The following is a 22,146-nucleotide window of genomic DNA, read 5'->3' on the forward strand; positions in this document are numbered from 1 at the left end:
GGCATCCGTACCCTTGCCCGGAGCGGGCGGCGCGACGGACGGAGATCGACGTGGGTGAGCACCGGCGAGGGCTGCACCGGCGGCGCAGGTCGCGATCAGGGCGGTTCCTGGCGGTGGCTCTGGTCGGTGCCGTACTCGCCGCTGGCGGGTACGCCGCGCGGCATCCGGACCTGCTGGGCCGCACCGAGGCGCCGACCGTCGCGGCGGCAGCGAGCGCACCGGCACCGGACGCCCGCCGCTCGCCGACTGTCGCTCCGGTCCCGGCGGCCGGCCGGGTGGCCCGCGCCATCGGCTACCCGGCCCGGGGGGCGGGCACGTTCCGCACCGCCGACACCGTCGGCGCGGTCGCCGGCCGCTCCGGCGAGCTGCTGCGTTACCGGGTCGCGGTCGAGGACGGCATCCGCAACGTGGACGTGGAACGCTTCGCCCGGGACGTGGCCGCCACGCTCGCCGACCGGCGGGGCTGGACCGGCGACGGCCGGTGGCGGCTGCAACGGGTGGGCCGCGACGACCCGGCCGACTTCACTGTGCTCCTCACCACGCCGGTGACCCGGGGACGGCTCTGCGACGACCCGAGCGACAGGTACACGTCCTGCCGCAACGGCGACCAGGTGGTGATCAACGTGGCCCGCTGGGTGTACGGGGTGCCGCACGTGCCCGATCTCGGCCTGTACCGGCACTACCTGCTCAACCACGAGATCGGCCACCGGCTGGGCCGCGGCCACGAGCGCTGCCCCCGGGGCGGCGGACCGGCGCCGGTGATGGTGCAGCAGACGCTCGGCCTGCACGGCTGCACCCCGAACGCGTGGCCGCTGGTGGGCGGCGAACCGCTGGTCGGGCCGCCCGGCCAGTACGACGACCGGATCCCGGCCGGGGATCACTGAGCCGGCCGGGCCGTCACCGGGAGAACGAGGCCCAGATGTTCTTGGTCTTCTCGGTGGCGTACCAGCCGGCGTCGAGCGAGACCGACTGGGCCAGGAACAGCCCGCGCCCGCCTGAGTCCGTCGGGCTGATGTCGGCCAACTCCGGCACCGTGCTGACGTCGTGGTCGCCCACGTCGAGCAGGAACCGGTCGTCGGTGGCGAGCAGCGTGATGATGGTGGGCGGGCGGCCGTGCCGCAGCGCGTTGCTGGCCAGCTCGGTGGCGACGAGCGCGACCAGGTGCGGCACCTCGTCCAGGTCCTCGCCCTGCACCAGGCCGTGCCGGTTCAGCGCGTCCCGCAGTGAGGCGCGCAGGCTACGGAGATCCTCGGGACTGTCCAGCACCCACCGTTCCAGCTCGGCGGCCTGTGGCGGCGGCGGCGAGGTGCGCAACTGTCCCATGATCTGGCTTTACCCTGCGTAGCCGTCCGTTAAGCAGGTCAGCGCCGCAGCAGCGCGAACACGCCCCACCCCAGGTACTCGCGCTGGAAACGGACGTGGCGCACCGGGTCCTCGGTCAGCTCCCGCCGCAGCTCCGGGGCCAGTTCGTCGTCCGGGTTGGCGTCCAGCCAGCGGCGCAGGTTCAGCCAGTGCGCGGCGGCGTAACGGTCCCAGCTGTCCTGGTCGGCGAGCACCATCTCGACCAGGTCCCAGCCGCACGCGCCGAACGACTCGACCAGGCCGGGCAGGTCGCGGAACTCGTCGCGGGAGCGGGCGTGTGAGCCGGTGACCGCCTCGTCGTCCGGCGGGTCACGCCGCCAGTAGGGCTCACCGACGAGTGCCATGCCGCCGGGCCGCAACGCCCGGCCGAGCAGCTCCAGCGTGCCCGGCACGCCGCCGCCGATCCAGGTCGCGCCGACGCAGGCGGCCACGTCGACCTGCCGCTCCGGGGTGTACGCCGCCGCGTCGCCGTGTACGAAACGTACCCGGTCGGCCACACCCAGTTCGGCGGCGCGTTCCCGGGCGGCGGCGGTGAAGGCGCTGCTGATGTCGACGCCGGTGCCGGTGACCCCGTGGTCGCGGGCCCAGGTGCAGAGCAGCTCACCCTTGCCGCTGCACAGGTCCAGCAGCTCGTCGCCTGGTCGCAGCCGGATCGCGCGGCCCAGCGTGGCCAGCTTGACCTCGTCGAACGGGTTGATGATGCGCAGGTCGCCCTCGCGGATGGTGAACTGGCGCGGCAGGTCCGGTGAAGTCATCCGGGCAGCGTGCCGCCGTCCGGCGGGCAGTGGCAACCGATTTGTGTCTGGGCCGCTCCGGGTCTCCTGCGGTACGGTCACGACATGGTGGTCGAGGAACACTGGTGGAACGGCGTCAACAACCCTCGCGGACGGCGCGATGTCTACATCCGCACCGACGGAAGCCAGTGGCAGGTCCAGGCGCAGATCGGTGGGGCATCCGGCCGATCCAAGATCCAGCAGTGCCCGAGCCGCGGCTCGGCGAGCATCCTCGCCGGCGCGTGGCGTTCGAGCGGTTCCGGCTGGCGGGCGATGCCGCGCTGACCGCACGCTCAGTCACGAGGGCCGTGCACGGCGCGGTCGACGAGTGACTCGGCGACCTCCCGCAGCTTGCGGTTGGAGTCCTGGGACACCCGGGCCAGGATGGCGAACGCCTCGTCGGCCGAGCAGCGCCGCTGCCCCATGATGATGCCCTTTGCCTGCTCGATCACGGCCCGGCTCTGCATCGCCTCCTGCATCTGCTGCGCCAGCGTCGCCGTGCTCTCGTACAGGTGGACGTTCGCGAGCGCGATGGCGGCGTAACCGGCCAGCGGCTCTCCGCCGCCATGTCCGGCACCAGCATCGCCGTGCCGGTGGTGGCCGCGTCCAGGCACGGGCCGCGGCCCTGCGCGTACTGCCACTCGTCGAGGGTCAGCGCCAGCTCACCGGTGTACGCGGCGGTGTGCGCCTCCGTGCCCTGCACCAGGGTGACCGAGACTTCGGCGGTACCGGGCAGGGTGTCCTTGGCGACCTGGGCGATGGTCGACAACACCACGTCGAGGTCGACTTCGTCGTACTTGATCCGACCGAGTCTGATCAAGGCTGCGGCGAGGTCGGGGTGGGCCTGCGGCATGAGCGGTGACGTCCTTGTGGGAAGCGGCGGGGATCGGTCCGCGGTGACGGACCAGCGCCCCGATTCCGGCATGGATCGGGACCGGCGCCGCTTCTTGACGCACGTTTGTGACGCCCCGGGCGGGACGTCGACTACCCGGACAACTCTACGACCCGGAGCGGGTGGGTACGACGGGACCTGCCGACCGGCCGTCGACCGGCGGCAGCGCGGGGAGCTCGACGACCTCGAACGCGGTGAGCGTGCCGGTGACGGTGAGGACGCGACGGACCACCGGGGACGGTCGGTGCAGAACGAGCCGCCGGCCGTCCCCGGTGAGCACCCGCTGCGCCAGCACCAGCGCGCTGATCCCGTGCGCGCCGAAGAAGCCGACCTCCGACAGGTCGATCACCACGAGCGGGGCGGGCGCCGCGACGGCGGTCTGTACGAGTTCGGTGAGCAGGTGCGCGTTGCTGAGGTCCACCTCGCCGGCCACCGAGACCTGGGTCACGTCCGCGCCTATGTCGCAGCTCAGCCACATGATCGGCTCGTCCGGCCGGAACGCTCCGGACGCCGTGGGAACCTGATGCCAGCCGAAGACCGGCCGCTCGCCCGACATGTCGCCTCCGACCTCACCGTTTAGAGGACGCCCTCGGCGAGACGCGCCGTGGGCGGGGAGGGCACATGTCTTGACCCGTAACCAACATACGCCGGACGGGCGGACATCGCAGCGTGGGCGCGTTCGGATTCCGTCGGTCCCGGTCCCGGTACCGTTGGCGGAGCGGACCGATGCCGACGATCTCCACCAGGAGAGGATCCAAGCGTGGAAGCCCCCGTATCGACCCCGGTGACGCGCTCGCGGAGCTGAGCCGGATCCGGCTCGACGAGGTGGCGCTCGACGACGTCCTGGCGCGTGTCGCCGACCTGGCGAACCGGGCGGTTCCTGGTAGCGCGGAGGTCTCCGTCTCCCTGGTGCAGGCCGGCGCGAACCGGGCCATCGCCTACACCAGCGACCTGGCGCGCAGCCTCGACGAGTGGCAGTACGAGCACGACGACGGTCCCTGCCTCGACGCCTCGGTGAGCGCGGTGAGCGTCTCGCTGCCCGACCTGGCCGACGAGCCGCGCTGGCCGGGCTGGGCGGCGCGGGCCCGCGCAGCGGGTGTGCAGAGCTCACTGTCGATCGGCCTGCCGATCCAGGAGGCGGTCACCGGGGCGTTGAACATCCACAGCAGCGTGCCGCACGCCTTCGACAAATCGTCGATCGAGCTGGCGGAGGAGTTCGCCGCGTACGCGGCGGTCGCGCTCGCCAACGCCCACCTGTACGACAGCACCGCGACGTTGGCCCGGCAGATGCGAGAGGCGATGCGCAGCCGGGCGGTGATCGAGCAGGCCAAGGGCATCATCATGGGACAGCGGCGCTGCTCCGCCGACGAGGCGTTCACGCTGCTCGCCAAGCTCTCCCAGGACTCCAACCGCAGGCTGCGCGAGGTGGCCGAGGCGCTGGTCTCCCGCGCCGCCCGCTGACCCGCACACGTCGTCGAAGGGCGTGAAACCGTCGTGAAACCGCGCTGATCCCGCCTGCCGTCACGGTTGCGGGCATGACGACGACGAACTCTCCCGGCGCGATGGTCGAGGTGTCCGGGCTGCGCAAGGCGTACCGGGGGCAGGTGGTGCTCGACGGTGTCGACCTGCGCATACCCGAGGCCACTGTCTTCGCCCTGCTCGGCCCGAACGGCGCCGGCAAGACCACCACAGTGCAGATCCTCTCCACACTCATCCGCCCCGACGGCGGCACGATCCGGGTCGCCGGCCACGACCTGACCGGCGAACCGGACCGGGTACGCGCCGCGATCGGCGTGACCGGCCAGTTCTCCGCCGTCGACGCGTTGCTCACCGGCGCGGAGAACCTGCGGCTGATGGCCGACCTGCGGCACCTGGGCCGGGCCGAGGGACGGCGGGTGGTGGACGACCTGCTGGCCCGCTTCGACCTGACGGAGGCGGCGGGCAAGCCGGTGGCGGCGTACTCGGGCGGGATGAAGCGCCGGCTGGACCTGGCGATGACGCTCGTCGGCCGCCCTCGGCTGATCTTCCTGGACGAACCGGCGGCCGGCCTGGACCCGCGCAGCCGCCGGGCCATGTGGCAGATCGTCCGGGAACTGGTGGCCGAGGGCGCCACCGTCTTCCTCACCACGCAGTACCTGGAGGAGGCCGACCACCTGGCCGACCGGGTCGCGCTGCTCGACGGCGGTCGCATGGTCGCCGAGGGCAGCCCGGCCGAGCTGAAGCGGCTGGTGCCCGGCGGTCACGTACGCCTGCACTTCACCGACGCGGCGCACCTGGCCGCGGCGGCCGGGCTGTTCCCGGCGGCCACCCGGCACGACGACGACTTCACCCTGCGGGTGCCGGGCGACGGGAGCGTCAGCGGGGTGCGGGCGCTGCTCGACCGGCTCGACGCCGCCGGTGTCGCTGTCGATTCGCTGAGCCTGCACACCCCGGACCTGGACGACGTCTTCCTGGCCCTCACCGGCCGTCCCACCGAGGAGAAGGTGACCGCATGAGCACGCTCGCCCACACCGTCGGGGACTCGGCGACCATGCTGCGCCGTAACCTGAGGCACGCGGTGCGCTACCCGTCGTTGACCGTCGTGGTGATCGCCCTTCCGGTGATCTTCCTGCTGCTGTTCGTCTACGTCTTCGGCGGCACGCTCGGCAACGGACTGGGCGGCGTGGCCGGGGGCCGGTCCGCGTACGCCGACTACGTGACCCCCGGCATCCTGCTGCTCGCCATGGCCGGCGCGGCGCAGGGCACCGCGATCTCGGTCGCCATGGACATGACCGAGGGCATCGTGGCCCGGTTCCGCACCATGTCCATCGCCCGCGCGGCCGTGCTCACCGGCCACGTCGTCGGCGCGGTGACGCAGACGCTGCTCGGGCTGGCGGTGGTGGTCGGGGTGGCGCTGCTCGTCGGCTTCCGGCCGGACGCCGGCCCGGCGCAGTGGCTCGGCGCGGTCGGGCTGCTCACCCTCACCGCGTTCGCGATCACCTGGTTGTCGGTGGCGCTGGGCATGGTCCCCAAGAGTGTGGAGAGCGCCAGCAACCTGCCCATGCCGCTGCTGCTGCTGCCGTTCCTGGGCAGCGGGTTCGTGCCAACCGACTCGATGCCCGGGTGGCTCGGCTGGTTCGCCGAGCACCAGCCGTTCACCCCGATCATGGAGACGCTGCGCGGGCTGCTCCTGGCCGGTCCGGTCGACGGCGGCGACGCGGTCGCGGCAGTGGCCTGGTGCGCCGGGATCAGCCTGCTCGGCTACCTGTGGGCGCGCCGGCTGTACGACCGGGATCCGTCCCGCTGAGTTCCGCCAGGGCGGCGAGCCGCAGCTCGTCGTGGTCGAGGGCGGCGTACGACGCGCGGGCCGCGTCATACGCCGCCCCGTCCGCGTCGCGCGCCGCCCGGCGGGCCGCCGCCGAGGACATGGTGGGCTGGAAGTTGCGCAGGTAGCCGAAGTGTTCGGCGAGCGCGACCAGCCGGGCGCCGGCGGCACCGTCGCCGGTACCGCCCGACCCGTCCAGCTCGACCAGGGCGAGGGCGAGCAGCAGCGACCCGTGGATCGGCAGCTGCACGAGAAAGCCGGGCGGGTCGGCGATCGGGTCCGCCAGCAGGGTCACGCTCCGGCGTCGCAACGCGTCGGCGAGCCCCGGCACCAGGTCCAGCCGGCCGTGCCGGGCGTGCGCGGCCAGGGCGGCCGCCCGGATCTCCAGATGCCACGGCGCGTCGCCGGGCGGGCCGGACCAGATGAGCGGGTTCGACGGTTGCCGCAACCCGTCCAGCGCCTCCCGCCAGCCGGCCAGTCCGGCCTCGACATCGCCCCGCGCCAGCGCGAACTCGGCCCGGATGCCACGCTCGTACGCCCGCATGCCGTACTGGTCGTCCGGCACCGGGGCAGCGTCGTACCGGCCGTCGCAGGCGTCGGCGGTGGCCAGCCGCAGCCAGCGTTCGGCCTCGTCGACCTCGCCCAGCGCCAGGTTGACCAGCACCAGACTCCAGCAGATCTGGAGGCGGTCCCACCACGGGCCGGAGTCGGCCAGCAGGTCCAGCGCGGCGGTCAGGTTGTCCCGGGCCTCCGCCGAGCGTTCGGCCTGCATGCAGAGCTCACCGACCCGGGAGTGGGCGAGCACCAGGAGCCACCGCAGCGACCGGTGCGCCACCGCGTCGAGCATCCGCCGGGCCGCGTCGAGCGCGTCGTCGGGCCGGCCGGCCTGCTCCAGCAGGTAGCTGGCCAGGGCGTTCGCCATCGCGACGACAAGCGGTTCGCGGTGCGCGCGCAGCGCGGTGAGCACAGCCGGGTCGGCGCCGATCTCGGGGAGCGCGCCCAGCACCACCGCCATCGCACCGGCGACCGTGTCCGGCGAGGGCGGCGGCAGGCGGCGCAGCACGACCAGCGAGCGGGTCGGCCCGCGCCCGGCGATCATCAGGGTGTGCGCCACGCCGAGCACGGCGACGGTACGGACCGGCGCCACGAACTCCGGCGCCGGACGGTAGTGGGACAACAGGAAGTCGGTGTCCGCGACCAGCGCGAGCATCCGGGTGTAGCTGGTGTCCAGCGTCCACACGGCGGCCAGCGCGGCGGCGACACCCGCCACCGTCGGCGCGTCGGACCGGGCCAGGGCCAGCCGCAGCGCGGTGACCAGGTTGTCCTGCTCGGCGCGGACCGTCGCGACGGTGGTGAACGGTTCGGCGCCGAGCAGCGGCTCGTGGTGCCCGAGGCCGAACTCGCGGGCCCAGGCGAGGAACGCCGCCACCACCCGCTCGTCCTCGCCGGCCTCGGCGCGGCGGGCGGCGCCGAACTCCCGCACCGTCTCCAGCATCCGGAACCGGATCGCGTCCGGCGTCTCCTCCACCCGCAGCAGTGACTGGTCGACCAGGTGTTCCAGCACCGGCAGCGCGTCCTCGCCGAGCACCCGGTCAGCCGCCGCCGCGCTGAACCCGTCGGGGAAGACGGACAGCGCCCGCAACGCCGCCCGCCCCTCCGGCCGCAGCAGGTTCCAGCTCCAGTCGACCACCGCGTGCAGCGTGTGGTGGCGTGGTGGCGCGTCCCGGGGGCCGCCACGCAGGAGCCCGAACCGGTCGTCGAGCCGGCGGGCCAGCTCCGGCACGCTCATCGCCCGCACCCGGGCGGCGGCCAGCTCGATCGCCAGCGGCATCCCGTCCAGGTGCCGGCACACCTCGGCCACCTGGTCGACGGGCAGCACCACGCCCGGCCGGGCGGCGCGGGCCCGCTGCGTGAACAGCTGCACCGCCGTGTCCAGCGGCAGTTCGGACAGCGCGTGCACCGCCTCCGAGGTCAACCCCAGCGGGGTACGACTGGTGGTCAGCACCCGCAGCTCCCGGGTCGCCGCCAGCAGCGCCGCCACCAGCTCGGCGACGCCCCGGACCACCTGCTCGCAGTTGTCCAGCACCAGCAGCACCGGCCCTGGTCCGAGCGCCGCCACGATCGCGGCGACCGGGTCGGCGGGCACCGGCAGCGCGCCGACCGGGCCGGCGACCGGCTCGCCGACCCCCAGCGCCGCCGCCACCGCCTCCGGCACGTCGCCGTCGGCGGCGACCGCGCCGAGCGTCACCAGGCGTACGCCGCGCTGCGGCGCGCGCCGGGCCACCGCGTACGCGAGCCGGGTCTTTCCCAGCCCGCCCGGACCGACGACGGAGACCACCCGGGAGCCGGTCAACAGGGACTCCACCGAGGCCAGATCCCGGTCGCGGCCCAGCAGCTGATTCGGCTCGTACGGGATGCCGGTCCGGGTGACCCGGCTCTCCCCGTCGAGCAGTTCCCGGTGCAGTTCGCGCAGCGCCGTACCCGGCTCGGCGCCCAGTTCGTCGCGGAGCGAGCGGCGGTAGTCCTCGTACCGGGTCAGCGCCGCCGACCGGCTCGTCACCGCTGCCTCGCAGCGCAGCAGCTCGGCCAGCAGCTCCTCGTCGTGCGGACTGCGGACGGTCAGCGCGGCGAGCCCGGGCAGCGCCTCCGCCGGCCGTGCGAGCCGGGACAACGCGAGCGCCCGTGCCCGGGACAGTTCCCGGTACGTGGCGGCCCGGTCCGCGCGCAACGCGGTGAGCGGATCGCCCTCGCCCGGGCCGTCACCGGGCGGAGCGGCCCAGTAGGCCAGCCCGGCCTCCGCCTCGGCGAGCGCGGCCGTGTGCTCACCCGCGCGGGCGTGCCGCGCCGCCGTCGCGGCGTGCCGCAGCACCGCCGCCGCGTCCACCTGCGCGTCGGTGAGCGCCAGCCGGTAACCGGTGGCGGTCCGGACGATCAGGTCTGCACCCAGCTCGGCGCGGGCCCGGGAGACCAGGATCTGCAACGCCTTCACCGGGTGCCGGGGCGGATCAGCCGGCCACAGCGCGTCGGCGAGCGCGCCGGTGCCGCAGCCGGACGCGAGCCGACCGGCCAGGAGGGCCAGCAACCCGCGCAGGCGGGCCCCGCCCACCGGCACACCTCGGCAGACCACGTCCGACAGCAGGGTCAGTTCGGTGGTCACCGGGCCAGAGTAGGCGGCGGACCGGCCCGTCACGGCCCCCGCGCCGGGGTGGCTCGCGGAGGCGGCGTGAAAGGCGCGTCAAGAAACCGCGGTCGCGCGTGATGGTCGCGTCAAAGCCCCTGTCCGTACCGCAGGACCTGGCGTTGTGATTGGCCGGCGCGGCCGGGAGGCGGTCGCGAGGACATCTTCCACTAGGAGAGGTCAGCCGTGTCTGACGTGCTGTTCGTGTTGCTGACGGTGGGGCTGTTCGCGGCTCTCGCCCTCGTGGTGAGGGGTGTGGAGAAGCTGTGAGCGCCGTCAACGCCGTCGGCCTGGTGCTGGCGATCGGCCTGGGCGTGTTCCTGGTCGTCGCCCTGCTGTTCCCGGAGCGCTTCTGATGAGCATGACGACAGCCGGCGTGCTCTTCGTCCTGTCGCTGGTGGTGGCGCTGGTCGCCGTGCACCGGCCGTTCGGCGACCACATGTACCGCGTGGTCGCCGGAACCCGGTCGTCGCGGGTCGAACGGGGGATCTACCGCTTGGTCGGGGTCGACCCGGCCGCCGAGCAGACCTGGGGCGTGTACGCCCGCTCGGTGCTGGCCTTCTCGGCCGTCTCGGTGCTGTTCCTGTACGCGTTCCAGCGCCTGCAGAACCACCTGTGGCTCTCGCTGGGTCTCGACCCGGTGGTGCCGCACGGCGCGTGGAACACCGCCGTGTCGTTCGTGACCAACACGAACTGGCAGTGGTACTCGGGTGAGTCGACGATGGGCCACCTGGTCCAGATGGCCGGCCTGGCGGTGCAGAACTTCGTCTCGGCCGCTGTCGGCATCGCCGTGGCGGTGGCGCTGGTCCGCGGCTTCGCCCGCAGCCGCACCGGCGAGCTGGGCAACTTCTGGGTCGACCTGACCCGGGTCACGCTGCGGATCCTGCTGCCGATCGCGGTGCTCGGCGCGCTCGCGCTGATGCTCGGCGGCGTGGTGCAGAACCTCTCCGCCGGCACCGACGTGACCACGCTGACCGGCGGCACCCAGACCGTCACCGGCGGGCCGGTCGCCGGCCAGGAGGTCATCAAGGAGCTCGGCACCAACGGCGGTGGCTTCTACAACGCCAACAGCGCCCATCCGTTCGAGAACCCGACCGCGTGGACGAACTGGCTGGAGATCTTCTTGATCCTGGTGATCCCGTTCAGCCTGCCCCGGGTCTTCGGCCGAATGGTGGGGCAGAAGCGCCAGGGCCACGCGATCGTCGCCGTCATGGCGATCCTGGCGCTCGCCGGCATCGTCCTCACCAATGTCTTCGAGCTGACCGGTGACGGGACGGTGCCGCAGGCGGTCGGCGCGGCGTTGGAGGGCAAGGAGGTGCGCTTCGACGTGTCGAACTCGGCCACGTTCGCGGCGGCCACCACGCTCACCTCGACCGGCGCCGTCAACTCGTTCCACGACTCGTACACCGCGCTGGGCGGCATGATGACGCTGGGCAACATGATGCTCGGCGAGGTCGCGCCCGGCGGGGTCGGCGCCGGCCTGTACGGGCTGCTGATCCTCGCGGTGATCACGGTCTTCGTGGCCGGCCTGATGGTCGGGCGCACCCCGGAGTACCTGGGCAAGAAGATCGGCTCGCGCGAGATCAAGTTCGCCTCGATGTACTTCCTGATCACCCCGGCGCTGGTGCTCGCCGGCACCGCCGCCGCGTTCGCCACCGGCAACGACTCGACGACGCTCAACGTCGGGCCGCACGGACTGTCCGAAGTGCTCTACGCGTTCACCTCGGCCAGCAACAACAACGGCTCCGCGTTCGCCGGCATCACGGTGAACACGCAGTGGTGGAACACCGCGCTCGGGCTCTGCATGCTGCTCGGCCGGTTCCTGCCGATCATCTTCGTGCTCGCGCTGGCCGGCTCGCTGGCCCGCCGGCACCCCACACCCGCCTCCGAGGGCACCCTGCCCACTCACCGGCCGCTGTTCGTCGGCATGGTCGTCGGCGTGACGGTGGTCCTCGTCGCGCTCACCTTCCTTCCCGCACTCGCGCTCGGCCCGCTGGCCGAAGGGCTGTGACCACAATGAGAGACAAGGACATGACCGCACCTCTCCAGACCGCCGAGGTACCGGTGTCCGGCACACCGGACCGCCGGGAGAACCGGGTCGGCGGCGGCCTGCTCGACCCCGCCCAGTTGCTCGCGTCGCTGCCGGACGCGCTGCGCAAGCTCGACCCGCGCACGCTCTGGCGCAATCCCGTGATGCTGATCGTGGAGATCGGCGCGCTGTTCACCACTGTGCTGACGGTGGCCGAGCCGTCGGTCTTCGCGGTCGCGATCACCGTCTGGCTCTGGCTCACCGTGCTCTTCGCGAACCTGGCCGAGGCGGTCGCCGAGGGGCGCGGCAAGGCGCAGGCCGACACGCTGCGCCGGGCCAAGCAGGACACCGTCGCCACCCGCCTGGTCGGCTGGACGCCGGGCGCCGCCGCGAACGCGTACCGCGACGAGGCGGTGCCCGCGCTGCAACTGCGCAGGGGCGACGTCGTCCTGGTCGAGGCGGGGCAGTTCATCCCGGGCGACGGCGACGTGGTCGAGGGCATCGCCAGCGTGGACGAGTCGGCGATCACCGGCGAGTCCGCCCCGGTGATCCGGGAGTCCGGCGGCGACCGCAGCGCGGTCACCGGCGGCACCCGGGTGCTCTCCGACCGGATCGTCGTCCGGATCACCCAGAAGCCGGGCGAGAGCTTCATCGACCGGATGATCGCGCTGGTGGAGGGCGCCAACCGGCAGAAGACGCCGAACGAGATCGCCCTCAACATCCTGCTGGCCGCGCTGACGATCATCTTCCTGCTCGCCGTCGTCACGCTCCAGCCCATGGCGATCTTCGCCAAGGGCTACCAGGCCGCCGCGCCGGACACCGCGGCGATCACCGACTCCGGCGTCACCGGCGTCGTACTCGTGTCGCTGCTGGTCTGTCTCATTCCGACCACCATCGGCGCGCTGCTGTCCGCGATCGGCATCGCCGGCATGGACCGGCTCGTGCAGCGCAACGTGCTGGCGATGAGCGGCCGGGCGGTCGAGGCGGCCGGCGACGTCGACACGCTGCTGCTGGACAAGACCGGCACGATCACGCTCGGCAACCGGCAGGCCGCCGATTTCCTGCCGGTGATCGGCGTGGACGCGGCCACGCTCGCCGACGCGGCGCAACTGTCCAGCCTGGCCGACGAGACCCCCGAGGGCCGTTCGGTGGTGGTGCTCGCCAAGAACGAGTACGGGCTGCGCGAGCGCGAGCCCGGCCTCATCCCGCACGCCACGTTCGTGCCGTTCACCGCGCAGACCCGGATGAGCGGCGTCGACCTGGACGCCGACGGCGGCGTCCGGCACGTCCGCAAGGGCGCCGCCGCCGCGGTGATGAAGTGGGTACGCGAGAACGGCGGCCGCCCGACCGAACAGGTCGGTGAACTGGTCGACGCGATCAGCGGCACCGGGGGCACGCCACTGGTGGTGGCCGAGCACGTAGCCGGGGAGCCGGCCCGGGCGCTCGGCGTCATCCACCTCAAGGACGTGGTGAAGGCCGGGATGCGGGAGCGCTTCGACGAGATGCGCCGGATGGGCATCCGCACCGTGATGATCACCGGTGACAATCCGCGTACCGCGAAGGCGATCGCCGACGAGGTGGGCGTGGACGACTTCCTCGCCGAGGCCACGCCGGAGGACAAGCTCGCGCTGATCAAGAAGGAACAGGAGGGCGGCCGGCTCGTCGCGATGACCGGTGACGGCACCAACGACGCGCCCGCGCTGGCCCAGGCGGACGTGGGCGTGGCCATGAACACCGGCACGTCGGCCGCGAAGGAGGCCGGCAACATGGTCGACCTCGACTCCGACCCGACCAAGCTGATCGAGATCGTGGAGATCGGCAAGCAACTGCTGATCACCCGGGGTGCGCTGACGACGTTCAGCATCGCCAACGACATCGCGAAGTACTTCGCGATCATCCCGGCCATGTTCGCCGGCATCTACCCGTCGCTGGACCGGCTGAACATCATGCGCCTGGCCAGCCCTGAGTCGGCGATCCTCTCCGCCGTCGTGTTCAACGCGGTGGTCATCGTGGCGTTGATCCCGCTGGCGCTGCGCGGCGTGCGCTACCGCCCGGCCAGCGCCCCCACGCTGCTGCGCCGCAACCTCCTGCGCTACGGCCTCGGCGGCATCGTGGTGCCGTTCGTCGGCATCAAGCTCATCGACCTGCTCGTCCAGTTCGTCCCGGGGATCTCGTGATGCGCCTTCCCAGTTGGCTCTCCCAGCACCTGGCCGCCCTGCGCGCGGTGCTCGTCTTCACCGTGCTGCTCGGCCTCGTCTACCCGCTCGCCCTGGTCGCCGTGGGCCGGCTCCCCGGACTCGACGGCAGGGCGGACGGCTCGCCGCTCACCGCCGGCGGCCGGACCGTCGGCAGCTCGCTGATCGGCCAGTCGTTCACCGACGCGGACGGCAACCCGGTCCCGCGCTACTTCCAGTCGCGCCCGTCGGCCGCCGGGGACGGCTACGACCCGACCGCCACCGCCGCCGGCAACCTCGGCCCGGAGAGCGTGGTGGACACGCTCACCGGCGACCCGGAGACCTCGGCGCAGAGCCTGCTCACCCAGGTCTGCGCCCGCAGCAAGGCGGTCGGCGAACTGGACGGAGTGGACGGGCGGCGCCCGTACTGCACAGCGGACGGGGTGGGCGCGGTGCTCGCCGTGTTCCGCGCCGACGGCCTCACCGGCCGGATCACCCGCGTGGTGAGCGTCAACCAGGCCGCGCCCGCCACGCCGTTCGTCACCACCTGGCAGGGCGTACCGGTGGAGGCGGCCCGGCCCGGCCACGACTACGTGGCCGAGGGCGGCATCGTCACACCGGTACGCGGGGACGCCCCGGTCCGCCCAGCCGTGCCGGCCGACGCGGTCACCGCCAGTGGCAGCGGCCTCGACCCGCACATCTCCCCGGCGTACGCGCGGATCCAGGTGGCCCGGGTGGCACGGGAGCGCGGCGCGGACCCGGCGGCGGTGCGGCGGCTGGTCGAGGAGCACACCACCGGCCGGGCGCTCGGCTTCATGGGCGAGCCCGGCGTGAACGTGCTGGAACTCAACCTCGCGCTGGACGAGGCGTTCCCGGCGCGCTGACGCGTCAGCTACCGCGGCGGCACCGGGAACAGCCGGGGCCGCCGCGGGCCGGTCAGGGAGGATGGACGCTGTGGGCAGGGGTGAACTGCGGATCTACCTCGGCGCCGCCCCGGGCGTCGGCAAGACGTACGCCATGCTGCAGGAGGCCCGGCGCCGGGCCGAGCGCGGCACCGACGTGGTGATCGGCCTGGTCGAGACGCACGGCCGCCGGCACACCGCCGAGATGATCGGTGACCTGGAGACGGTGCCGCGCCGGTCGATGACCTACCGGGGCGTCGAGTTCATCGAGATGGACCTGGACGCGGTGCTGGCCCGGCGGCCCGAGGTCGTGGTGGTGGACGAGCTGGCCCACACCAACGTGCCCGGCTCGCGCCACGAGAAGCGCTGGCAGGACGTGCGGGAGTTGCTCGACGCCGGGATCAGCGTGCTCTCCACCGTCAACGTGCAGCACCTGGAGTCGCTGAACGACGTGGTCGCGCAGATCACCGGCACCACCCAGCGGGAGACGGTGCCGGACCAGGTGGTGCGGGCCGCCGAGCAGGTCGAGCTGGTGGACATGACGCCGGAGGCGCTGCGCCGCCGGATGGCGCACGGCAACATCTACCGGCCCGACAAGATCGACGCCGCGCTGGGCAACTACTTCCGGGTCGGCAACCTGACCGCGCTGCGCGAGCTGGCGCTGCTGTGGCTGGCCGACAAGGTCGACGAGCAGCTCGACGCGTACCGGGCCCAGCAGGGCATCTCCGACACCTGGGAGGCGCGGGAACGGGTGGTGGTGGCGCTGACCGGCGGCCCGGAGGGCGAGACGCTGATCCGCCGGGCCGCCCGGATCGCCGCCCGCAGCAAGGGCGCCGACCTGCTCGCCGTGCACGTGGCCCGCAGCGACGGGCTGGCCGGCGCCGACCCGTCCCAGCTGGCCCGGCAGCGGGTGCTGGTGGAGAGCCTCGGCGGCACGTACCACCAGGTGCTCGGCACCGACATCGCGGCGGCGCTGCTCGACTTCGCCCGTGGCGTCAACGCCACCCAGCTCGTGCTCGGCGCGAGCCGCCGGGGCCGGTTCGCGCAGGTGTTCGCCCGGGGCGTCGGGGTGACCACCACAGCGTTGTCCGGCCCGATCGACGTGCACCTGGTCACCCACCCGCAGGCGGGGCGCGGGCGCCGGGGCACGGCGGTGCCCGCGGCGCTGTCCCGGCGCCGGCGGCTGATCGGGTACGCGCTCGCGGTGCTCGGCATGCCCCTGCTCACGCTCGTGCTGCGGACGCTGCCCGACCTCACCCTCACCAACGACATCCTGCTGTTCCTCGCCGGTGTGGTGGGTGTGGCGCTGGTCGGCGGGCTGTGGCCCGCGCTGGTCGCCGCGCTCGGCGGCTCGCTGCTGCTCAACTGGTTCTTCACCCCGCCGTACCGGACGCTCACCATCGCCGAGGCGGACAACCTGCTCGCCCTGGGTGTGTTCGTCGGCGTCGCCATCGCGGTGAGCTGGGTGGTCGACGTGGCGGCCCGGCGTACCCGGGAGGCGGCCCGGGCCTCCGCCGACGCGCAGACGCTGGCCACCGTCGCGGGCAGCGTGCTGCGCGGCGAGCGACCGCTGCCCGCGTTGCTGGACCGGCTGCGGGAGACGTTCGGGTTGCGCGCGGTGAGCGTGCTGGAGCCGGCCGACGAGGCCGGCGGGCGCCCGGCCCGCTCCCGGGAGGCGGGCGCCTGGCGGGTGGTGGCGAGCGTCGGCGAGCGTCCGCCGGGCAGCCCGGGCGCGGGCGAGACGGTGGTGCCTGTCGACGACCGGCTCAGCGTGGTGCTCGCCGGGCGGCGGCTGGAGGCGGCGGACCGCCGGGTGGTCGAGGCGTTCGCCGCGCAGGCCGCCGTCGCGCTGCGCCAGGAACGGCTGGCCGAGGAGGCGGCCACCGCCCGCCCGCTGGCCGCCGCCGACCGGATGCGCACCGCGCTGCTCGCGGCGGTCAGTCACGACCTGCGTACGCCGCTGGCGTCGGCCAAGGCGGCGGTGAGCAGCCTGCGCAGCCACGACGTCGAGTTCGACGCCGACGACCGGGAGGAACTGCTCGCCACCGCCGACGAGTCGCTGGACCGGCTGGGCCGGCTGGTGGCGAACCTGCTCGACATGAGCCGGTTGCAGGCCGGCGCGCTGGGCGTGCGCGCCACCGCGATCGGGTTGGAGGACGCCGTACCCCGGGCGCTGGACGAACTGGGTGCGGCGGCGGCCGAGGTGACCACCGACATTCCGGCCGACCTGCCGGCGGCGCTGGCCGACCCGGGCCTGCTGGAGCGGGTGCTGGTGAACATCGTGGCGAACGCGTTGCGGCACGGCCCGCCCGGCCGGCCGCCGACGATCACCGGCAGCGCGCACGCCGGGCAGGTCGAGCTGCGGGTGATCGACACCGGTCCGGGCATCCCGGAGGACCAGTGGGAGCACGTGTTCCTGCCGTTCCAGCGCCTCGGCGATCGGGACAACCAGACCGGGGTGGGCCTCGGCCTGGCGCTGTCCCGAGGGCTCGCCGAGGCGATGGGTGGCAGCATCACCCCGGAGAGCACGCCCGGCGGCGGGCTCACCATGGTGCTGCGGCTGCCGGCCGCCGCACAGATCGAAGGGCCGCAGCAATGACCCGGATCCTGGTCGTCGACGACGAGCCGCAGATCCTGCGCGCCCTGCGGATCAACCTGCGCGCCCGCGGCTACGACGTCCAGGTGGCCGACAGCGGCTCCGCAGCGCTCAAGGCCGCCGCCGGGCACCCGCCGGATCTGGTGGTGCTCGACCTCGGCCTGCCCGACCTGGACGGCACCGAGGTCATCCGGGGCCTGCGCGGCTGGACGGGCGTGCCGATCATCGTGCTCTCCGGCCGGGCCGGCAGCGAGGACAAGGTGGCCGCGCTCGACGCGGGCGCCGACGACTACGTGACAAAGCCGTTCGGCGTGGACGAACTGCTGGCCCGCATCCGCGCGGTGACCCGGCGGCTCGCCCCCGCCGCGCCCGGCGTGCCCGCGCTGCGGATCGGCCGCAACACCGTCGACCTGGCCGACCGGACCGTCACCCGGGACGACGGCGTCGAGGTCAAGCTCACCCCCACCCAGTGGGCCATGCTGGAGAAGCTGCTGCGCAACCCGGGCAAGCTGGTCAGCCAGCGCCAGTTGCTGCACGACGTGTGGGGGCCGGAGTACCACCACGAGACGAACTACCTGCGGCAGTACATGGCCCAGCTGCGGCGCAAGCTGGAGGACGACCCGGCCCGGCCCCGGCACCTGATCACCGAGCCGGGCATGGGCTACCGCTACCGCCCCTGACGTTTGCGCGGGTGCCTGCGGGGGATTCGGCGAGCCGGTCGGTCGGCGGGGGTGGGGCATGGCGGACAACTCGGAGGGGTTCGGCCGGCGCCTGGACGAGCACGCCATCGACGCCGGCGCGGCCGAACCGAAGCGACCCGACGGGCTGGTCGACAGCGGCGTCTACGTCGGCGGCGTACGCCGGGCGTCACCGGTCAGCCTCGCCGACACGTTCCGCTGCCTGCAAGGGCTCGACGACGCGATGGCCTGGATCGGGCTGCGCCGGCCGGGCCGGGAGGAGCTGGCCTCGCTCGCCGCCGAGTTCCAGCTCCCCGACCTGGCCGTCGAGGACGCGATCAACGCCCACCAGCGTCCCAAGCTGGAACGCTACGGCGACACCCTGTTCGTGGTGCTACGCGCCGCCCGCTACCTGGACGCGCGGGACGCGGTCGAGTTCGCCGAGCTGCATCTCTTCCTCGGCCCCGGTTTCGTGATCACCGTGCGGCACGGCGGCACGCCCGACCTGGCCGGCGTACGGCGGCGGCTGGAGGCCGAACCGGAGGTGCTCGCGCTCGGCCCGGAAGCCGTGCTCTACGCCGTGCTGGACCGGGTGGTGGACGGCTACGCGCCGGTGGTGGCCGGTCTGGAGAACGACATCGACGAGGTCGAGACCGAGGTGTTCGGCGGTGACCCGAACGCCAGCCGCCGCATCTACGAGCTGAGCCGCGAGGTGATCCAGTTCCAGCGGGCCGCCCGGCCGCTGCTGAAGGTGGTCGACGAGCTCACCGGCGGATTCGACAGGTACGACACGGACGAGGAGCTGCGCCGCCGGCTGCGTGACGTGGCCGACCACCTGACCCAGGTGGTGGAGCGGGTGGACGGGTTCCGGCATCTGCTCCAGAACATCCTGACCGTCAACGCCACACTGGTCTCGCAGGCGCAGAACGAGGAGATGCGCAGCCTGACCGCGGCGAGCTTCGAGCAGAACGAGGAGATCAAGCGGGTCTCCGCGTGGGCGGCGATCCTGTTCGCGCCGACCCTGATCGGCACCGTCTACGGGATGAACTTCACCCACATGCCGGAGCTGGACTGGCGGTACGGCTACCTGTTGGCGATCGTCCTGATGCTCGCCGTCTGCGGCGCGCTCTACCTGCTGTTCAAGCGCCGCGGCTGGCTGTGAGCCCGGGCCGCCGCGTCTCCGCGACGGCTCGCCATCGGTGATCCACTAAAGTGTCCGGGTGGCTACCCCCTGTCGTTCGCGCCTCGTCCGGCTCCTGTGCGGGGGAGGGGAGCGCTGATCGGGGACACGGTTCCGGCCCCGCGCGGCGGACGCCGGACCGGCGACGGAAGGCGTGGGCTGACCGGCCACTGTGCCCGGCTGGTCGCGTCCCGGCCGTTCGAGGTGGCCATCGTGGTGCTCATCATGGCCAACGGGGTCGTGCTGGGCATCGAGACGTACCCGAACCTCGGCGCCGCCGGGCCGGTGCTGCGATGGACGGAGTGGACGTTCCGGGCGATCTTCGTCATGGAGATCACCATCCGGGTGCTCGCGTACGGCCGCCGCCCGCAGGACTTCTTCCGGCACGGCTGGAACGTCTTCGACCTGCTGGTCACCGCGGCCATCTTCATCCCGGGCCTGCGCGGCGACTCGGCGGTGCTGCGGTTCATCCGGGTCGCCCGCGTCCTGCGGCTGGTGCGCTTCTCTCCCGGCCTGCGGACCATCGTCGCGGCGCTGTGGCGCAGCCTGCCCGGCGTCGCGGCTTTCCTCGCGCTCGCCGCCGTGACGCTCTACGTGTACGGCATGGCCGGCTGGCTGATCTTCGGTGACCGCTACCCCGAGCAGTACGGCGACATCGGCCGCTCGCTCGTCACGCTGTTCGTGCTGCTGTCCCTGGAGACGCTGCCGGACCTGCTGGAACAGGGCCTGGCCGTGTCGCCGTGGACGCTGCTCTACTACGTCAGCTTCGTGATGATCGCTGTCAACCTGCTGCTGAACATCCTCATCGCGGTCATCGTCAACTCGATGGAGGAGGCGCGCCGCCTGGAGATGACCGAAGGGCTGGCCCCGGACTACGACTCCGACGGCGACGGGATCCCCGACGAGGTGGACCGGATCGCGATCAGCCAGCGCCTGGACGACCTGCGCATGGTCATCGCCGAGCTGGAGCGGGAACTGCGCATCGACCGTGAGGAGCCGCCCGGCGCGCCGCGCCGCCGCCAGCCCGCGGACCACTGACCGGCAGGTCATGACAGTTTCGTGACGAAAGCCGCTCGCACGTTTGGCCGGGCGGTTGATCGGGGCAACCACCGAGGCGCCAACACATCTGAGGGAAGGGACGCCTCTCGTGGAGATCACGGGCTTCTTTACCGCGCTCATCATCGGCCTCGTCATCGGCGCGCTCGGGCGCCTGGTGGTGCCCGGCAAGCAGAACATCCCGATCTGGCTGACCCTGCTCATCGGTGTGGTCGCCGCGTTCGTCGGCACCCTGGTCGCCGGCGCGTTCGGCGTCGACGACACCGCTGGCATCGACTGGATCGAGCTGCTGCTCCAGGTGGCCTTCGCCGCCATCGGCGTCGCCGTCTTCGCCGGCCTGTACGGTCGTCGCCGCGTCTGAGGCATGCGCCGGGGCCGCTTCCGCACGTCGCGGAAGCGGCCCCGTCGTCATTCCCGCCAGCCGGTCAGCTCGACCCCCTTGGCCAGCTCCACCCGGAAGCCCAGCGCGATCTCCCCGCTCTCACCCGGTGGCAGCGACAGCCGCCAGGTCAGCTCGCCCAGCTCCGTACGCTCGGCGGGCGGCGGCGTCAGCGTGGTCTCGCGTACCACCACCGACTCGTCCCGGGACACCGGCAGCTGATCACGCACCTCGACGGTGGCCGCCCGGGGCGTGTGGTTGGCCACCGTGATCCGGTACTCCACCTCCCGCCGCCGCGTCGACCCGAGCGTGGCCCTGCTCTCGGTGCGCCGGGCCAGCTTCCGTTCCACCCGCAGCCGGTCGTCGATCCCGAGCGCCAGCTCCGTCTCCTCGCCCGGTGCCCAGGTCGTCAGCTGCGTCGCCGCCACGAAGTCCGCGCCGTGGAACACCGACGCCGGCCCGGGTGGCAGCGTGTGCTCCGACGTGTTGCGGACCGTGGCCCGCAGGTGCGCCTCGGCGGCGCGCACCGGCACGCTCACGTGGTCCAGCCGGGCCGGCAGCTCCAGCACCGCGATGGTGACCCGGTGCGTGCCGCCGTCTGCGGGCACCGCCACCGGCCGGGCGGGCCGGTAGGTCGCCGCCGTCACGCCCTGCTCGACCTCGGCGACGCTCTCCCGCACGGCGGGCCGGGGCACCGCGGACCGCGCCCTCTCCGGACGGCCCGCCGGCGCCGCGCCGGGAGCCGGTGGCGGCACCGCGCCGCCGAACGACGCGGCCGACACGGCCATCGGCGGCTGCGGCCGGAGCCGGTCGAGATACCAGGGCGACAATTCCGGTACGCCGCTGGTCGCCGCCGGGCGGGCGGTGGAGAGCTGAAGCTCGCACTCCGGCCAGTCCTCCCCGGTGCCCTGGCTGACCAGCCCGAACCAGGTGACCGTCATGGTGTCGTCGACCAGCCGCAGGTCGTAGGAGGGCGTCCAGCGGGCGCCGTCGACCAGATAGCTCAGCTCCAGCTCCACCTCGGTGTCGTCGGCGTCGACGGAGACGGACACCTCGGCGGCCAGCCGGTCCGGCGCCCGCTTGCCGCGCGCCGCCTCCAGCTCGCGGTCGACAGCGGCCAGCTCCTCCGCCAGCTCGGTGCGGCGCCGGGCCAGCCCGCGCCGCCGGGCCCGGGACTCGGCGAGCTGACCGGACACCGAGTCGGTGAAGGCCACCACGTCGGCCGGGGCCGCGTCGCCCGCGGCCAGCGCCCGGGCGTACGTGCCACCGGCCCGCTCGGCCAGCCGGGTGAGGAACTCGCCGCGCTGTTCCTCGATCGCGTCGGTGTCACCGACCTCGGTCAGCTCGTCGGCGAGTTCGCGGCGCCGCCGTTCCAGCTCGACGACCTGGGCGTCGGTGCTGCGCGCCTGCCGCCACGCGGCCACGTCCACCCCGAGCACCGTCACCGCGCCCCGGCCACCCACCCGGATCGAGTCCCGGCGCAGGCCCAGCGGGAGCGGGGCGACGCGTACCCGGTGGTCGCCGGCGGCCAGGCGGACGCCGCCGCGGCGGGTGACCCGGGCGCGGTCCGGGTAGACGGTCACGCCGACGACAGGCGCATCGATCTCCACAGTGTCCACCGCGGCGAGGGTAGTTCAGGCGCGC

At 73.3% G+C, this 22,146-nt stretch carries 19 protein-coding genes and 1 pseudogene; 14 read left to right on the forward strand and 6 right to left on the reverse strand.

Annotated elements, in window-relative coordinates; translation table 11 throughout:
- Positions 1-50: 50 nt before the first annotated feature.
- Positions 51-884 carry a DUF3152 domain-containing protein gene (locus ACFYON_RS05540; protein WP_357707156.1) on the forward strand — a complete coding sequence of 278 codons (834 nt, stop codon included), beginning with the start codon at positions 51-53 and terminating at the stop codon, positions 882-884.
- A gap of 13 nt (positions 885-897) precedes the next feature.
- Here ACFYON_RS05540 and ACFYON_RS05545 read toward each other — a convergent pair whose 3' ends face one another.
- Entirely contained in the window at positions 898-1,323 is a 426-nt protein-coding gene (locus ACFYON_RS05545) for an ATP-binding protein (protein ID WP_355095768.1), read from the reverse strand.
- Positions 1,324-1,361: 38 nt separating this feature from the next.
- The gene (locus tag ACFYON_RS05550) at positions 1,362-2,117 is read right to left on the reverse strand and encodes a class I SAM-dependent methyltransferase (RefSeq protein WP_355095770.1); all 756 of its coding nucleotides are present in this window, start codon (positions 2,115-2,117) and stop codon (positions 1,362-1,364) included.
- 84 nt (positions 2,118-2,201) lie between these two features.
- On the opposite strand from ACFYON_RS05550, the gene ACFYON_RS05555 reads away from it, so the two are divergent.
- Positions 2,202-2,420 carry a hypothetical protein gene (locus tag ACFYON_RS05555; RefSeq protein ID WP_354868248.1) on the forward strand — a complete coding sequence of 73 codons (219 nt, stop codon included), beginning with the start codon at positions 2,202-2,204 and terminating at the stop codon, positions 2,418-2,420.
- Between the two features lie 8 nt (positions 2,421-2,428).
- Here ACFYON_RS05555 and ACFYON_RS05560 read toward each other — a convergent pair.
- Together ACFYON_RS05560 and ACFYON_RS05565 are read right to left on the reverse strand one after the other, a co-directional pair.
- Positions 2,429-2,988 (reverse strand): annotated as a pseudogene (locus ACFYON_RS05560) (ANTAR domain-containing protein).
- A 145-nt stretch (positions 2,989-3,133) separates the two neighbouring features.
- Positions 3,134-3,583: an STAS domain-containing protein gene (locus ACFYON_RS05565; protein ID WP_354868249.1), complete on the reverse strand. Its 450-nt coding sequence runs from the start codon at positions 3,581-3,583 to the stop codon at positions 3,134-3,136.
- A gap of 170 nt (positions 3,584-3,753) precedes the next feature.
- On the opposite strand from ACFYON_RS05565, the gene ACFYON_RS05570 reads away from it, so the two are divergent.
- The 3 genes from ACFYON_RS05570 to ACFYON_RS05580 all read left to right on the forward strand — a co-directional run bounded on the left by ACFYON_RS05570 (position 3,754) and on the right by ACFYON_RS05580 (position 6,313).
- Positions 3,754-4,488, forward strand: a complete 735-nt coding sequence (locus ACFYON_RS05570; protein WP_387188816.1) for a GAF and ANTAR domain-containing protein — start codon at positions 3,754-3,756, stop codon at positions 4,486-4,488.
- A 74-nt stretch (positions 4,489-4,562) separates the two neighbouring features.
- The gene (locus ACFYON_RS05575; protein WP_354868253.1) at positions 4,563-5,522 is read left to right on the forward strand and encodes an ATP-binding cassette domain-containing protein; all 960 of its coding nucleotides are present in this window, start codon (positions 4,563-4,565) and stop codon (positions 5,520-5,522) included.
- Entirely contained in the window at positions 5,519-6,313 is a 795-nt protein-coding gene (locus ACFYON_RS05580) for an ABC transporter permease (RefSeq protein ID WP_354868256.1), read from the forward strand. The genes ACFYON_RS05575 and ACFYON_RS05580 overlap by 4 nt, the downstream gene beginning before the upstream one ends.
- On the opposite strand, the gene ACFYON_RS05585 is transcribed toward ACFYON_RS05580, so the two are convergent.
- Positions 6,255-9,488: a BTAD domain-containing putative transcriptional regulator gene (locus ACFYON_RS05585; protein WP_354868258.1), complete on the reverse strand. Its 3,234-nt coding sequence runs from the start codon at positions 9,486-9,488 to the stop codon at positions 6,255-6,257. The two genes, ACFYON_RS05580 and ACFYON_RS05585, sit on opposite strands and share 59 nt — an antisense overlap.
- Before the next feature lie 287 nt (positions 9,489-9,775).
- On the opposite strand from ACFYON_RS05585, the gene kdpF reads away from it, so the two are divergent.
- The 9 genes from kdpF to ACFYON_RS05630 all read left to right on the forward strand — a co-directional run bounded on the left by kdpF (position 9,776) and on the right by ACFYON_RS05630 (position 20,484).
- On the forward strand, positions 9,776-9,865 hold the full coding sequence (gene kdpF, locus ACFYON_RS05590; RefSeq protein WP_036343797.1) for a K(+)-transporting ATPase subunit F: 90 nt from the start codon (positions 9,776-9,778) through the stop codon (positions 9,863-9,865).
- Positions 9,865-11,520 (forward strand): potassium-transporting ATPase subunit KdpA, encoded by a 1,656-nt coding sequence (gene kdpA / locus ACFYON_RS05595; protein WP_354868260.1) that lies wholly within the window; start codon positions 9,865-9,867, stop codon positions 11,518-11,520. Before kdpF ends, kdpA begins: the two co-directional genes overlap by 1 nt.
- Positions 11,521-11,540: 20 nt before the next feature.
- Positions 11,541-13,715: a potassium-transporting ATPase subunit KdpB gene (gene kdpB, locus ACFYON_RS05600; protein WP_354868262.1), complete on the forward strand. Its 2,175-nt coding sequence runs from the start codon at positions 11,541-11,543 to the stop codon at positions 13,713-13,715.
- On the forward strand, positions 13,715-14,596 hold the full coding sequence (locus ACFYON_RS05605; RefSeq protein ID WP_354868264.1) for a potassium-transporting ATPase subunit C: 882 nt from the start codon (positions 13,715-13,717) through the stop codon (positions 14,594-14,596). The genes kdpB and ACFYON_RS05605 overlap by 1 nt, the downstream gene beginning before the upstream one ends.
- A 70-nt stretch (positions 14,597-14,666) precedes the next feature.
- Positions 14,667-17,213: a DUF4118 domain-containing protein gene (locus ACFYON_RS05610; protein ID WP_354868266.1), complete on the forward strand. Its 2,547-nt coding sequence runs from the start codon at positions 14,667-14,669 to the stop codon at positions 17,211-17,213.
- On the forward strand, positions 17,210-17,890 hold the full coding sequence (locus ACFYON_RS05615; protein ID WP_354868268.1) for a response regulator: 681 nt from the start codon (positions 17,210-17,212) through the stop codon (positions 17,888-17,890). The genes ACFYON_RS05610 and ACFYON_RS05615 overlap by 4 nt, the downstream gene beginning before the upstream one ends.
- A 58-nt stretch (positions 17,891-17,948) precedes the next feature.
- Positions 17,949-19,049 (forward strand): magnesium and cobalt transport protein CorA, encoded by a 1,101-nt coding sequence (locus ACFYON_RS05620; RefSeq protein WP_355096466.1) that lies wholly within the window; start codon positions 17,949-17,951, stop codon positions 19,047-19,049.
- A 96-nt stretch (positions 19,050-19,145) separates the two neighbouring features.
- Positions 19,146-20,105: an ion transporter gene (locus ACFYON_RS05625; RefSeq protein WP_354868272.1), complete on the forward strand. Its 960-nt coding sequence runs from the start codon at positions 19,146-19,148 to the stop codon at positions 20,103-20,105.
- A 109-nt stretch (positions 20,106-20,214) separates the two neighbouring features.
- The gene (locus ACFYON_RS05630) at positions 20,215-20,484 is read left to right on the forward strand and encodes a GlsB/YeaQ/YmgE family stress response membrane protein (protein WP_354868275.1); all 270 of its coding nucleotides are present in this window, start codon (positions 20,215-20,217) and stop codon (positions 20,482-20,484) included.
- Between the two features lie 47 nt (positions 20,485-20,531).
- On the opposite strand, the gene ACFYON_RS05635 is transcribed toward ACFYON_RS05630, so the two are convergent.
- Positions 20,532-22,121, reverse strand: a complete 1,590-nt coding sequence (locus ACFYON_RS05635; protein ID WP_357707166.1) for a DUF4139 domain-containing protein — start codon at positions 22,119-22,121, stop codon at positions 20,532-20,534.
- Positions 22,122-22,146 lie beyond the last annotated feature (25 nt).

This window comes from Micromonospora sp. NPDC005686, from assembly GCF_042871665.1.
In the GTDB taxonomy this organism is placed as follows: Bacteria; Actinomycetota; Actinomycetes; order Mycobacteriales; family Micromonosporaceae; genus Micromonospora.

Excerpts from the sequence above, each read along its gene's own strand:
- kdpB (WP_354868262.1), top strand. The coding sequence starts at position 11,541 with ATGACCGCACCTCTCCAGACCGCCGAGGTACCGGTGTCCGGCACACCG.
- ACFYON_RS05570 (WP_387188816.1), top strand. The coding sequence starts at position 3,754 with ATGCCGACGATCTCCACCAGGAGAGGATCCAAGCGTGGAAGCCCCCGT.
- ACFYON_RS05555 (WP_354868248.1), top strand. The coding sequence starts at position 2,202 with ATGGTGGTCGAGGAACACTGGTGGAACGGCGTCAACAACCCTCGCGGA.
- ACFYON_RS05545 (WP_355095768.1), bottom strand. The coding sequence starts at position 1,323 with ATGGGACAGTTGCGCACCTCGCCGCCGCCGCCACAGGCCGCCGAGCTG.
- ACFYON_RS05580 (WP_354868256.1), top strand. The coding sequence starts at position 5,519 with ATGAGCACGCTCGCCCACACCGTCGGGGACTCGGCGACCATGCTGCGC.
- ACFYON_RS05605 (WP_354868264.1), top strand. The coding sequence starts at position 13,715 with ATGCGCCTTCCCAGTTGGCTCTCCCAGCACCTGGCCGCCCTGCGCGCG.
- ACFYON_RS05575 (WP_354868253.1), top strand. The coding sequence starts at position 4,563 with ATGACGACGACGAACTCTCCCGGCGCGATGGTCGAGGTGTCCGGGCTG.
- ACFYON_RS05550 (WP_355095770.1), bottom strand. The coding sequence starts at position 2,117 with ATGACTTCACCGGACCTGCCGCGCCAGTTCACCATCCGCGAGGGCGAC.
- ACFYON_RS05620 (WP_355096466.1), top strand. The coding sequence starts at position 17,949 with ATGGCGGACAACTCGGAGGGGTTCGGCCGGCGCCTGGACGAGCACGCC.
- kdpA (WP_354868260.1), top strand. The coding sequence starts at position 9,865 with ATGAGCATGACGACAGCCGGCGTGCTCTTCGTCCTGTCGCTGGTGGTG.
- ACFYON_RS05615 (WP_354868268.1), top strand. The coding sequence starts at position 17,210 with ATGACCCGGATCCTGGTCGTCGACGACGAGCCGCAGATCCTGCGCGCC.
- ACFYON_RS05565 (WP_354868249.1), bottom strand. The coding sequence starts at position 3,583 with ATGTCGGGCGAGCGGCCGGTCTTCGGCTGGCATCAGGTTCCCACGGCG.